The organism is Leclercia barmai (assembly GCF_049312895.1).
Classification (GTDB): Bacteria; Pseudomonadota; Gammaproteobacteria; order Enterobacterales; family Enterobacteriaceae; genus Enterobacter; species Enterobacter barmai.
Genome location: NZ_JBMNWZ010000002.1, coordinates 118,933 through 132,572, shown reverse-complemented (window position 1 = coordinate 132,572; position 13,640 = coordinate 118,933). Strand labels below are relative to the sequence as shown.

Sequence of the window (13,640 nt, the reverse complement as noted above, 5' to 3'; positions counted from 1 at the left end):
TCGTGACGAAGGATAAAGGCGTCCTGCAGTGCTCCGGCACTGCCGGGCGCTTTTTTTTGGCATTTTTTCGGGAGTGAGCATGGTGGAATGGACAAGACGGCGTTTTTTACAGGCCAGCGCGCTGGCCGGCGGGGCGCTCATGTTGCCGGGCGTGATGCAGGCTGCGTGGGCCGCAGGCTCCGATAAACCGGAACTCGATACCGTGCGCGTCGGCTTTATTCCGCTGACCGACTGCGCGCCGCTGGCCATCGCGGCATATAAAGGTTTCGATAAAAAATACGGCTTCACCCTGGTGCCCACTAAAGAGGCCAGCTGGGCGGCGGTGCGCGACAAGCTGGTCGCCGGGGAGCTGGACGCGGCACACATTCTCTATGGCCTGCTGTACGGTCTGGAGCTGGGGATCGCCGGTAAACCCAAACCGATGGCCAACCTGATGACCCTCAACCGCAACGGGCAGGCGATCACTCTCTCGAGCGATCTGGCTCAGCAGGGCGTGCGCGACGTTGAGGGGCTGAAAAAGCTTATCGCCCGGCAGGCGCCGGGCAGCTATACCTTCGCCCATACCTTTCCCACCGGCACCCATGCCATGTGGCTCTACTACTGGCTGGCGAGCGCAGGCATTAACCCGTTTGACGATGTGCGCACCGTGGTGGTGCCGCCGCCGCAGATGGTGATGAACATGCGCATCGGCAATATGGTCGGCTTTTGCGTCGGCGAGCCGTGGAACGCCCGCGCCATTAACGATCGCATCGGCTTTACCGCCGCCACCTCTCAGTCGATCTGGCCGGAACACCCGGAAAAAGTGCTGGGCACCCGCAGCGAGTGGGTCGGGCAGCATCCGAACACCGCCCGGGCGCTGGTGAGCGCCCTGCTGGAGGCCCAGCGCTGGATCGACGCCTCGCCGCAGAACAAAGAAGAAACCGCTCAGCTGCTGGCCCGTCGCGCCTGGCTCAACACCAAGGAGCAGTACCTCACCGGCCGCATGTTGGGGGAGTACGACAACGGAACCGGCCACCGCTGGCAGGATGCCAACCCGATCCGTTTCTTTGAGGACGGGGCGGTGAGCTATCCGTGGCACTCCGACGGGATGTGGTTCCTGACCCAGTTCCGCCGCTGGGGGCTGCTGAAAACCGATCCTGACTACGCCGCCATCGCGCAGCGCATCAACCGCACCGACGTCTGGCAGGACGCCGCCACCGCAGTAGGGGGCATTCGCGCGCCATCTTCGCCGCTGCGCAGCAGCACCCTGATGGACGGCACCGTCTGGAACGGCACCGATCCGAAGGGTTACGCCAACAGTTTCGCTATTCACCGTACAGGGGCCTGATATGAAAAACGTTAACACCAAAGCCGCACCCGCCGAGCCGGTCAGCGGTGAAGTGATTACCCTCCCGCCGGTGCAGGTGCGCCGTCGCACCCCGGCGTTTGCCCGCCGGATTAACGACCTGCTGCAACGCCTGATCCCGGCGCTGCTCGGCCTGGGGCTGCTGGTGATTGCCTGGCAGCTGGCGGCCATCAACAGCAAAGGCTTCCCGACGCCGCTCAGCACGCTGGATTCTGCTCTCACTCTGTTTGCCGATCCCTTCTATCGCGACGGGCCAAACGACATGGGGGTGGGCTGGAACGTGCTGGCCTCGCTGCAGCGTGTTGCCATCGGCTTTGGCCTGGCGGCCATCGTGGGCATTCCGCTGGGCTTTATGATTGGCCGCTTCACCTTTATGTCGCGCATGTTCACCCCGCTGATTGCCCTGCTGCGCCCGGTCAGCCCGCTGGCCTGGCTGCCCATTGGCCTGCTGCTGTTCCAGAAGGCGGAGCCCGCCTCCAGCTGGACCATTTTTATCTGCTCGATCTGGCCGATGGTCATTAACACCGCCGAAGGGGTGCGCCGCATCCCCGAGGATTACCTCAACGTCGCCCGGGTGCTGCAACTCTCCGAGTGGACGGTGATGCGCCGCATTCTCTTCCCGGCCGTGCTGCCCGCGGTGCTGACCGGGGTGCGGCTCTCCATCGGCATCGCCTGGCTGGTGATTGTCGCCGCCGAGATGCTCACCGGGGGCCTGGGGATCGGCTTCTGGATCTGGAACGAGTGGAACAACCTCAACGTTGAAAACATTCTCATCGCCATCGTCATTATCGGCGTGGTGGGTTTGCTGCTGGAGCAGGGGCTGATGCTGATCGCCCGTCGTTTCAGCTGGCAGGAAAAATAAGGAGCGCACATGAAACCATTAATTCAGGTCCAGGCCGTCAGCCAGCGTTTTTCCACCGCCAGCGGCGAGTTTCTGGCACTGCAGAACGTCTCTTTTGATATTCACGAAGGGGAGACCATCAGCCTGATTGGTCACTCCGGCTGCGGCAAATCCACGCTGCTTAACCTGATCGCGGGCATCACGTTGCCAACCGAAGGCGGGCTTCTCTGCGATAACCGCGAGATCGCCGGGCCGGGGCCGGAGCGGGCGGTGGTGTTTCAGAACCACTCCTTGCTGCCGTGGCTGACCTGCTTCGACAACGTGGCGCTGGCGGTGGATCAGGTGTTCCGCCGCAGCATGAGCAAAGCGGAACGCCGGGAGTGGATCGAACATAACCTCGAGCGGGTGCAGATGGGGCACGCCATCCACAAGCGCCCGGGGGAGATCTCCGGCGGCATGAAGCAGCGGGTGGGCATTGCCCGCGCCCTGGCGATGAAGCCAAAAGTGCTGCTGATGGATGAGCCGTTCGGCGCCCTCGACGCCCTGACCCGCGCCCATCTGCAGGATTCGGTGATGCACATCCAGCAGGAGCTGAACACCACCATCGTGCTGATCACCCACGACGTGGACGAGGCGGTACTGCTCTCGGACCGGGTGCTGATGATGACCAACGGCCCGGCGGCGACGGTGGGCGAGATCCTGCGCGTCGATCTGCCGCGGCCGCGTAACCGGGTGCAGCTGGCGGAAGAGAGCCGCTATCACCATATGCGCCAGCAGATCCTCCACTTCCTCTACGAAAAACAGCCGAAAGCGGCCTGAGGAGCACCACCATGCGCCTGGTCATCATTGGAAACGGACTGGCGGCAACGCGGCTGATCGAGGCGTTGACCGACCGCGCCCCCGGGCGCTTCGACATCACCGTCATCGGTGACGAACGGGCGCACGCCTATAACCGCATCCAGCTTTCGCCGGTACTGGGGGGCGAGAAAGCGGCGGCGGCGACGCAGCTGCATGACGACGCCTGGTATCGGGCGCGCGGCGTCACGGTGCTGTGCGGCGAACGGGTGCTGGGGGTGGAGTGCGCGGCGCGGATGTTGCGCACCGATAAACGCCTGCTGGGGTGGGATGAACTGGTCTTCGCCACCGGATCGCAGCCGTTCGTGCCGCCGATCCCCGGAAGCAATCTGCCCCACGTCTTTACCTTCCGCACCCTGGATGACGTGAACGCCATTCTGGCGACGTCCGGCCCGGCGGTGATTCTGGGAGGCGGCGTGCTCGGCGTGGAAGCGGCCGCGGCGTTACGTCTCCAGTGTGACAACGTCACGTTAGTGCATCGCGGCCCGTGGCTCATGGAGCAACAGCTGGATCAGCACGCCGGGCTGCTGTTGGAGGAGACGCTTTCGGCGCGCGGTATCGGCTGCGAGCTTAACGCCGGTATTGCGCAGATAACCCCCGACAGCGTCACCCTCAGCAGCGGACGCACTCTGGCCGCCACCCGGGTAGTGCTGGCCACGGGCGTCATGCCCAACATCACCCTGGCGCAGGCAAGCGGTGTGCCGTGCGGGCGCGGGATCCTGGTGGATAACGAGATGCGCACCGCGTTTGAGGGCATCAGCGCCATCGGCGAGTGCTGCGAAATCGACGGGCAGACGTGGGGGCTGGTGGCGCCCTGTCTGGCCCAGGCGGAGATCCTCGCCGCCCGTCTCGCCGGTGACTGCGTCACCCCGTTCATTCCGACCCAAAACGGCATGCGCCTGAAGGTCACTGGCATTGAGCTGTTCAGCGCCGGAGAGGTGAGCGCGCAACAGGATGACGCGGTGTGGACCAGCTGGGATCCGCTGACCCGTCACTACCGCCGCTTACTGGTTCGTAACGGCACGCTGGCAGGCGTGCTGCTGATGGGGGAGTGTCGCAGCGCGGCCACCCTCACCGATTTACTGGCAACGTCAGAACCCGCCCGGGCGGACTGGCTGTTCGATCGATTCACTACGCAGCCGCAGGTTGCAGGACAGAACGCTATGACAAAACCTACTCTGGTTGTGGTTGGACACGGTATGGTCGGCCACCATTTTCTTGAAGACTGCGTCAACCGCGGTCTGCATCAGCAGTATCAGATCGTGGTCTTCGGTGAAGAGCGCTATGCCGCCTACGATCGCGTCCATCTTTCGGAGTACTTTGTCGGACGCAGCGCCGACTCGCTGTCGATGGTCGCCGGGGATTTCTTTGCGGAAAATGGCATTGAGCTGCGCCTCTCTCAGCAGGTGGTGGCTATCGATCGCGACGCCCGGGTGATCCGCACGGCGGGCGGGCATGAGACCCACTGGGACAAACTGGTGCTCGCCACCGGGTCCTACCCGTTCGTGCCTCCGGTGCCAGGCCGCGACCTGCCGGGCTGCTTTGTTTACCGTACCCTCGACGATCTGGATAACATCGCCGCCCGCGCCAAAGATTCGCGCACCGGGGTAGTGATCGGCGGCGGGCTGCTGGGGCTGGAGGCGGCCAACGCCCTGAAACAGCTTGGGCTGGAGACCCACGTGGTGGAGTTTGCCCCCAACCTGATGGCGGTGCAGCTCGATAACGACGGGGCCGCCATGCTGCGACGCAAAATCGAGGCGCTCGGCGTGGGCGTGCATACCAGCAAAGCGACAACGGAGATCGCCGAAACCGACGGCGGAATGGTGCTGCGCTTCGCCGACGGCAGCGAACTGGCCACCGACATGGTGGTCTTCTCCGCCGGGATCCGCCCGCAGGATGCGCTGGCCCGCGAATGCGGTCTGGGGCTTGGCGAGCGCGGCGGCATCATTATCGACAACCAGTGCCGCACCTCGGATGCGGATGTGTTCGCCATTGGCGAATGCGCCCTCTGGGAGAACAAAATCTTCGGCCTGGTGGCTCCCGGCTACCAGATGGCGCGCGTCGCCTGTGCCGCGCTGGCAGGGGAAGAGAACGCCTTTATGGGGGCGGACATGAGCACCAAACTCAAGCTGCTGGGTGTGGACGTGGCCTCGTTTGGCGATGCCCATGGCCGCACGGCCGGATCGCAGAGCTACCAGTGGACCCACGGCCCGCAGCAGATCTACAAGAAGATCGTGGTCAGCGCCGATAACAAAACCCTGCTCGGCGGCGTGCTGGTGGGGGATGCCAGCGAATATGCCACCCTGGTGCAGATGATGCTTAACGGCATCAGCCTGCCCAACGATCCTGAAACCCTGATCTTACCTGCGGTAGCCGGCAGCGCTCCGAAAGCGCTGGGCGTGGCGGCCCTGCCGGAGAGCGCGCAGATCTGCTCCTGTCATAACGTCAGCAAGGGCGATATCTGCCAGGCGGTGAGCAACGGCGCGACCGACATCGGGGCGGTGAAGCAGTGCACCAAAGCGGCCACCGGCTGCGGCGGCTGTAGCGCGCTGGTGAAACAGGTGATGGAGTTCCAGCTGGCGGCCCAGGGCGTGGAGGTGAAAAAGGACATCTGCGAGCACTTCGCGTACTCCCGGCAGGAGATCTATCACCTGGTGCGCGTCAATCGCATCCACACCTTTGAGCAACTCATCAGCCGCTACGGTCAGGGTCACGGGTGTGAGATCTGCAAACCGCTGGTGGGCTCGGTGCTGGCCTCCTGCTGGAACGAATACCTGCTGAAACCGGCCCATCTGCCGCTGCAGGACACCAACGACCGCTACTTCGCCAACATCCAGAAAGACGGGACTTACTCCATTGTGCCGCGTATGGCTGCCGGGGAGGTGACCGCCGACGGGCTGATCGCCATCGGCCAGATCGCCAAACGCTATCAGCTGTACAGCAAAATTACCGGCGGGCAGCGTATCGACCTGTTTGGCGCCCGGCTGGAGCAGCTGCCGGAGATCTGGCAGCAGCTGATTGATGCCGGGTTTGAAACCGGCCACGCCTACGGTAAATCCCTGCGCACGGTGAAATCCTGCGTCGGCTCTACCTGGTGTCGCTACGGGGTGCAGGACTCCACCGGGCTGGCGGTGACGCTGGAGAACCGCTACAAGGGGCTGCGCGCCCCGCACAAAATCAAGATGGCGGTGTCGGGCTGCACCCGCGAGTGTGCCGAAGCCCAGAGCAAGGATGTGGGGGTGATCGCCACCGACAAGGGCTGGAACCTCTATCTCTGCGGCAACGGCGGCATGAAGCCGCGCCATGCGGATCTGTTTGCCAGCGATCTCGATGACGCCACGCTCCTGCGCTACGTCGACCGCTTCCTGATGTTCTATATCCGCACCGCCGACCGCCTGCAGCGCACCAGCACCTGGCGGGATAACCTGGAAGGCGGGCTGGAGTATCTGCGCGAGGTGATCATCGACGACAGCCTGGGCATTGCCGGTGAGCTGGAGCTGGAGATGCAGCGGGTGGTAGATACCTATCAGTGCGAATGGCAGACCACGCTGCAGGATCCGGGCCGTCTGGCGCAGTTCCGCACGCTCGACGCCGCCCCGGCACCAGCAAAACGCTGGCAGGATATCTGCAACCTGGACGACATCCCCGAGGAGGCCGGGATAGGCGCCCGTCTGGGTTCGCAGCAGATTGCGCTGTTCCGCTTCGGCAAGTCGATTTATGCCCTGGAAGACAGGGAGCCGGGCGGCAGCGCCAGCGTATTGTCGCGCGGCATTCTTGGGGATGCCGGCGGCGAGCCGGTGGTGATCTCCCCGCTGTATAAAACCCGGATCCGTCTGCGCGACGGACGTCTGGTCGACACCGGCGAAGTGGCGGTGCGCGCCTGGCCGGTGAAGGTGGATGGCAACCGCGTGCTGGTGGGCAGCGAAGAACTGGTGATGCGCGCGGAGGCCTCATGACGGAAACCCGGACAACCTGTCCTTACTGCGGCGTGGGCTGCGGGGTGATCGCCCGCGTTGAGAACGGCGGGGTGAGCGTGCGCGGCGACGACAGCCATCCGGCCAACTTTGGCCGCCTGTGCGTGAAAGGCTCGGCGTTAGGGGAGACGACCGGCCTGACGGGCCGCCTGCTGCACCCGGAGGTGGACGACCAGCCGGTGAGCTGGGATCAGGCGCTGGATCGCGCCGGAGAGCGGCTGAGGGACATTATCGACCAGTACGGGCCGCAGGCGGTGGCCTTTTATGCCTCCGGCCAGCTGCTGACGGAGGATTACTACGCCGCCAACAAGCTGATGAAGGGCTTTATCGGCGCGGCCAATATCGACACCAACTCCCGGCTCTGCATGTCTTCGGCGGTGGTGGGCTACAAGCGGGCCTTCGGTGAAGACGTGGTGCCGTGCAGCTACGAGGACATTGAAAAGACCGATCTGGTGGTGCTGGTGGGATCCAATGCCGCCTGGACCCATCCGGTGCTGTATCAGCGGCTGGTGCAGGCGCGCGCCGCTAATCCAGCGCTGAAGGTGGTGGTGATCGACCCGCGCCGCACTGCTACCTGCGATATCGCCGACCTGCATCTGGCCCTGACGCCCGGCAGCGATGCGGGGCTGTTTGTCGGCCTGCTGAACGCCATCGATCCTGGGCGTGCCAGCGACTGGCCGACCGAACGGGTGGCCGAATTTTGCGGCCTGCTGCCTGACGACGTCGCGACGTTCTACGCCTGGTTTACTGCCGCCCCGCGGGCGGTGACGCTCTACACCATGGGGATCAACCAGTCCGCCAGCGGCAGCGACAAGTGCAATGCCATCATCAACGTTCACCTGGCGAGCGGTAAGATCGGCCGCGAGGGCTGCGGGCCGTTTTCGCTGACCGGTCAGCCCAATGCGATGGGCGGGCGCGAGGTGGGCGGGCTGGCGAATCAGCTGGCGGCGCACATGAATTTCACCCCGGATGATTTAAGCCGCGTGGCCCGTTTCTGGGGAACCGGGCGGCTGGCGCAGACGCCGGGACTGATGGCGGTGGAGCTGTTTGAGGCCATCGCCCGCGGCGACGTCAAGGCGGTGTGGATCATGGGCACCAACCCGGCGGTGTCGCTCCCGGACAGCCATGCGGTGTGTCAGGCCCTGGCCGCCTGTCCACTGGTGATAGTCTCGGAGGTGATGCGCGACACCGACACCAGCCGCTTCGCCCATATCCGCTTCCCGGCGCTGGGCTGGGGCGAGAAAGACGGGACCGTCACCAACTCCGAGCGCCGTATCTCGCGCCAGCGCGCCTTTCTGCCAGTACCTGGGGAGGCAAAACCCGACTGGTGGATCATCGCCCGCATCGCTGAGCGGCTCGGCCATGGCGCGGCGTTCGCCTGGGACCATCCCCACGCCATTTTTTCCGAACACGCTGCCCTGACGGCGTTCGAAAATCAGGGCGAGCGGATGCTAAACCTCGCGGCGCTGGCACAGCTTACCCGCGAGGAGTGGGACGGGCTGACGCCCTGGCAGTGGCCCGTCAACCGCGAAGCCTTTACCCGTGGACGCCAGATCCCCGTTAACCCGCAGCCCCACGGCGCCACCGGGAGTGTGCTCTATCCCTTTACGCTCAACAGCGGACGCATTCGCGATCAGTGGCACACCATGACCCGCACCGGCTATGTGCCGCGCCTGATGCAGCACAGCGATGAGCCGACGGTGGATATCTCGCCGCAGGATGCCGCCCGGCTGGGGCTGCAGGAGGGACAGCTGGCGCGGATCAGCGCCCCGCGCGGGTTGATGGTGGCCCGGGCGCGGATCAACGAGGGCCAGCGCGTCGGACAACTGTTCGTTCCGATGCACTGGAACAGCTGCTTTTCCCGCCAGGGCAAGGTGAACGCTCTGGTGGAGGGGCGCTGCGATCCCCATTCCGGTCAGCCGGAGAGCAAGCAGACGGCGGTGCGGCTGATGCCGTGGCAGCCCGCCTGGCAGGGGGAGCTCTGGAGCCGGGAAGAGATGACGCTGCCGATGTTCGTCCACTGGTGGCGCAAGGCGGTGACCGGAGTCTCACGCCTGACGCTGGCCGGGGATAAGCCGCTGCTGGAGTGGCTGCTGGCGCACTGCACCGGGCAGGGCTGGCAGCTGCAAATCGCGCAAACGGGGGAGCGCAGCAGCCTGCTCGCCTGGCATCAGGGGGCTCTGATGCTCGGCTTCTGGCAGGGCACTCAGGTGCCCGCGCTGGCGCATGGTTTTATCGAAGCGGCGTTTCACACCGCGACGGTAGAGCTGGCGGAACGGCACGCCCTGCTGAACGGCCAGAGCCCTGGCGAGCGCGTGGAGCAGGGGCGGATTATCTGCAGCTGTTTTAGCGTGGGTGAAAACGCCATTCGCGAGGCGATTGCCGGGGGATGCGACTCTGCCGCCGCGCTGGGCGCGAAGCTACGCTGCGGCACCAACTGCGGCTCCTGCGTGCCGGAGCTAAAAGCGATGGTTTCCGTGCGGGTGTAAACGCCTGATGCGCTGCGCTTATCAGGCCTACAAGGGCAGACCGTAGGCCGGGTAAGCGTCAGCGCCACCCGGCAATCATGCACCGTCCCCCCAGGTCAGGTAAGCGCAGCGCCACCCGACAATCATGCACCGTCCCCCCAGGTCGGGTAAGCGCAGCGCCACCCGGCAACAAGACTTCAGGATATTCCTGAAATTTCCCTTTGGGCTGTCATTTTTCCTCAATCACGTTAAGGTATTAACTCTGTTTCCGACAACACAGGCTACCTTTCACGACGGTGATGGTTGTATCTCCCCGCATTCGTTCGCTGTTCCTCCTCCTCTGTTATGCCGGAGCCGTTCACGGTGCCCCGAATTCCTTCATCCATCAGGCGCAAAACCCGTTCGATAACAATGGCGACAGCCTGCCGGACTTAGGCATGGCGACCCTGACGGGAGAAGGCGAAAAGCATCTGGCGGAGATGGCGAAAGCGTTCGGCGAAGCCAGCATGACCGACAACGGCCTGACCACCGAGGAGCAGGCCCGGCAGTTTGCCCTGGGCCAGGTGCGGGAGGCCGTCAGCCAGCAGGTGAACCAGCACATTGAGTCATGGCTCTCGCCGTGGGGCAATGCCAGCGTCGATCTGCTGGTCAACGACGAAGGGCGCTTCACCGGGAGTAAAGGCAGCTGGTTTATCCCCTGGCAGGATAACAACCACTACCTTACCTGGAGTCAGCTTGGCCTGACCCAGCAGGAGGACGGCCTGGTCAGCAATGCGGGCATCGGCCAGCGCTGGGTGGCGGGCAAATGGCTGCTCGGTTACAACACCTTTTACGACAATCTGCTTGATGAAAATCTCCAGCGCGCCGGGCTGGGCGCCGAAGCCTGGGGGGAATACCTGCGCCTGTCGGCTAACTACTATCAGCCGTTTGCCAGCTGGCGTGACAGCTCAGAGGTGCAGGAGCAGCGCATGGCGCGCGGATATGATGTCACCGCCAAAGCCTGGCTGCCGTTCTGGCATCACCTCAACACCAGCGTCAGCTTTGAGCAATATTTTGGCGACAGCGTGGATCTGTTCCAGACCGGCACCGGATACCACAACCCGCTGGCGGTAAACCTTGGTCTGGATTATACCCCGGTGCCGCTGGTGACCTTTTCCGCCGGGCATAAGCAGGGGGAGAGCGGGGTTAGCCAGAACAACCTCGGCCTGAAGCTCAACTACCGCTTCGGGGTGCCGCTTAAAAAACAACTCTCCGCCGGCGAAGTGGCCGAAAGCCGCTCCCTGCGCGGCAGCCGCTACGATCCGCCCGAGCGCCAGAATCTGCCGGTGCTGGAGTTCCGCCAGCGCAAAACCCTATCCGTCTGGCTGGCAACGCCGCCCTGGGATCTTAAGCCGGGTGAAACGGTGATGCTGAAGCTGGACATTCGCAGCCGTCACGGGGTGCGCTCGCTGCACTGGCAGGGGGATGTTCAGGCCCTGAGCCTGACCTCACCGGCGAAAGCCAGTGATACCGAGGGCTGGAGCATTATCCTGCCGGCGTGGGACAGCAGTGAAGGGGCGAGCAACCGCTGGCGGCTGTCGGTGGTGGTGGAAGATGAGGCGGGGCAGCGTGTCTCGTCCAATGAGATCACGCTTATGCTGACGCAGCCGCTCCTGGCTCTGCCAGAGGACGATCCGCGCTGGACGCTGCTGCCGGACGAGTAAACTCAGAAAATGCGTTCCTGATGCACCCACACCGCCGCTTCCACGCGAGACTTCAGCTTCATCTTCTTCAGCATATGTTTCACATGCACTTTGACCGTACTTTCGGTGATGTCCAGACGGCGGGCAATCATCTTGTTCGGCAGCCCCTGGGCAATCAGCTTCAGGATATCGCGCTCGCGCGGGGTCAGCTGGCTGACGTCACGATCGGAAGTGGCGCGGTTGGCGCGCAGGCTGGCAGCCAGCACCGGGGTTAAGGCTTCGCTCAGCACCATGTCGCCAGCCGCCGCCTGTTGCAGCGATTTCAGCAGCTCTTCCGGCTCCATATCCTTCAGCAGATAGCCGTCGGCGCCGCGTTTCAGGGCGGTGACCACGTCCTCTTCATGGTTCGAGACGCTGAAGACCACCACGCGTCCGGAGAGGGATTTTTCCCGCAGCTTATCCAGGGTTTCGAGGCCGTTCATGCCGGGCATGTTCAGGTCGAGGAGGATTAAATCAGGATCGAGGGCCTCGGCCAGTTCAATACCTTGTTCCCCGTTGCTGGCTTCGCCCACGACGGTAATATCCGACGCCATGCTGATAAGTTGTTTAACACCGGTGCGCAGCATCGGATGGTCGTCGATCAGCAGGATTGTAGCGGGCTCCTGATTAGACATGATGTTCTCCTTGAGCAGTGAAAAGAGGCTTTTCGGGAATAAAGGTGACGATGACGTCAGTTCCGCCAGATTCGCCGGGGCGGACCTGACAATCACCACGCAGGCTTTGTGCGCGGTCACGCATAATAATCAGACCATAATGGTTACTTCTTTCGGCGTTCTCCGGGAGCCCGCAGCCGTTGTCACGGACCACCAGTCTGACCTGGTTGTCATGCTGGCTCACGGTGAGCGAGACCGCCGTCGCCCCGGAATGTTTCAGCGCGTTGCTCAACGCTTCCCGGGCGATCTGCAGCAGATGAATGGCCTGGTGCGACGGCACAAAACGTGGCGGCAGCTGGTAATCCAGCGAGACGGTAAAGCCGAGGCGGGCGCTGAACTCCTGGCAGCTGGCTTCCAGCGCCGGACGCAGCCCGGGCTCCGTCAGCTGCAGGCGGAAGGTGGTCAGCAGTTCACGCAGCTGCACCCAGGAGGTGTTCAGCTCGTTGCGGATCTGGCTCAGCAGCTGTTTGCTGCTCTCCGGCAGGTCCGTGTCCTGCATCTGCAGACAGCTGACCTGCATCTTCATGCAGGAGAGCGACTGGGCGATAGAGTCGTGCAGCTCCCGGGCGATGGTGGCGCGCTCTTCCATCACAATCAGCTGCTGCTGTTTTTCCTGATGACGGTCGAGGGCCAGGGTCGCGGTCAGCTGCTCTACCAGCGTATCGACCAGCTGCTGCTGATCGTGGCTGAGATGGCGTCCGGCGGGGAGCGTCGCCAGTAAAATACCGTACTGCGTCAGGTTGTCCGCCAGGCGCCACTTCAGGGTGGTGCCGCTGGTGGTCAGCGGCGGCAGGCCGCGCGGGCAGAGGCGACAGCCAATTTCATCGCAGCTGGCATCGGACTGACAGGTAAATTCCTGATGGTTCTCTTCGTCTTCCAGGTCATAGACGCGTAATTCGATGTCGTGCAGCAGGGTCAGGTTCTGCAACCCGTTGAGCACCGGCGAAAGACGTTCGCACAGCGGCACCTGGGAGTGCAGGCGGCGGTTGGCCTGCCAGAGGAAGGAGAGGATCTCGTTTTTCTGCTCCAGCCCGGCGGTTTTTTCGCGAACCCGCTGCTCCAGCACCGCATAGCTCTCCGCCAGCTCGCCGGACATGGTGTTCAGCGCCTCGCCGAGCATCGCCATTTCGTTGCGCCCGTTGATATGCGCGCGCTGGGTAAAATCACGCTGGGTCACGGCGCGGGCCATCGCCAGCAGCTGCCGCCAGGGGTGCAGCAGCCGGGCGCGCAGCCAGAGGATGGTGAACACCAGCAGCAGGCCCATGAAGACCGCCATCAGCTGCTGCATCAGCACCACCCGCTCAATACGCAGTTCGGTGCTGTGATCGAACGCCGAGACCAGATTATCCAGACGGCTGACAAAACCCGATACGTCTGCGGCTACCGCATCCGGGTTACGCGCCTGACGCAGCCCGGGCGCCAGCTGGGTATGCCAGTAGGTCTGCAGGGCCTTCAGCTGGGCCTGCTGATTATCCCGACGCGCAGCGAGCTCCAGCTCAGGGCTGAACGCCGTGGCTTCCATTTCGTCGAGTAATGCCCGATCTTTGTCTTCCAGCGGGATTGCCGCCAGCAGGCGGTAGCTCTGCATGCGCAGCGAACCGGCCTTATTAATGGCGTGCGCGCTGCCCTGTACGCCCTGCACCAGCCAGCCGGAGATCGCCATCCCTGTCACCCCGATGGCGGTAGACAGCATGACAATCAGCACCAGCTGGTTAACCAGCGTTAAGGGTGAAAAACAGCGTTTAAACATAGGGCAGTCTGG

Annotated in this window: 8 protein-coding genes; 6 read left to right on the top strand and 2 right to left on the bottom strand. The window is 63.7% G+C overall.

Translation table 11 applies throughout. The features are described 5' to 3' along the window. The first annotated feature begins 79 nt into the window (after positions 1 to 79). The 6 genes from ACOYA6_RS08945 to ACOYA6_RS08920 all read left to right on the top strand — a co-directional run bounded on the left by ACOYA6_RS08945 (position 80) and on the right by ACOYA6_RS08920 (position 11,186). On the top strand, positions 80 to 1,327 hold the full coding sequence (locus ACOYA6_RS08945; RefSeq protein WP_138369261.1) for a CmpA/NrtA family ABC transporter substrate-binding protein: 1,248 nt from the start codon (positions 80 to 82) through the stop codon (positions 1,325 to 1,327). Between the two features lies 1 nt (position 1,328). Then, a complete protein-coding gene (ntrB, locus tag ACOYA6_RS08940) occupies positions 1,329 to 2,207 on the top strand; it encodes a nitrate ABC transporter permease (protein WP_422654554.1) in 879 nt (292 codons plus the stop codon). Between the two features lie 9 nt (positions 2,208 to 2,216). Continuing rightward, positions 2,217 to 3,005 carry an ABC transporter ATP-binding protein gene (locus ACOYA6_RS08935; protein WP_103179937.1) on the top strand — a complete coding sequence of 263 codons (789 nt, stop codon included), beginning with the start codon at positions 2,217 to 2,219 and terminating at the stop codon, positions 3,003 to 3,005. An 11-nt stretch (positions 3,006 to 3,016) separates the two neighbouring features. Beyond that, complete coding sequence (nirB, locus tag ACOYA6_RS08930) at positions 3,017 to 6,997, top strand: nitrite reductase large subunit NirB (RefSeq protein WP_422654553.1); 3,981 nt, start codon at positions 3,017 to 3,019, stop codon at positions 6,995 to 6,997. Beyond that, entirely contained in the window at positions 6,994 to 9,504 is a 2,511-nt protein-coding gene (locus tag ACOYA6_RS08925) for a nitrate reductase (RefSeq protein WP_422654552.1), read from the top strand. Before nirB ends, ACOYA6_RS08925 begins: the two co-directional genes overlap by 4 nt. 278 nt (positions 9,505 to 9,782) lie before the next feature. Continuing rightward, positions 9,783 to 11,186 (top strand): YchO/YchP family invasin, encoded by a 1,404-nt coding sequence (locus ACOYA6_RS08920; protein WP_422654551.1) that lies wholly within the window; start codon positions 9,783 to 9,785, stop codon positions 11,184 to 11,186. 2 nt (positions 11,187 to 11,188) lie between these two features. Here the strand turns inward: ACOYA6_RS08920 and narL are convergent, their stop codons facing one another. Beyond that, positions 11,189 to 11,839 (bottom strand): two-component system response regulator NarL, encoded by a 651-nt coding sequence (gene narL, locus ACOYA6_RS08915; protein WP_039030700.1) that lies wholly within the window; start codon positions 11,837 to 11,839, stop codon positions 11,189 to 11,191. Then, positions 11,832 to 13,628 (bottom strand): nitrate/nitrite two-component system sensor histidine kinase NarX, encoded by a 1,797-nt coding sequence (gene narX / locus ACOYA6_RS08910; RefSeq protein ID WP_139565342.1) that lies wholly within the window; start codon positions 13,626 to 13,628, stop codon positions 11,832 to 11,834. Before narX ends, narL begins: the two co-directional genes overlap by 8 nt. Between the last annotated feature and the right edge of the window lie 12 nt (positions 13,629 to 13,640).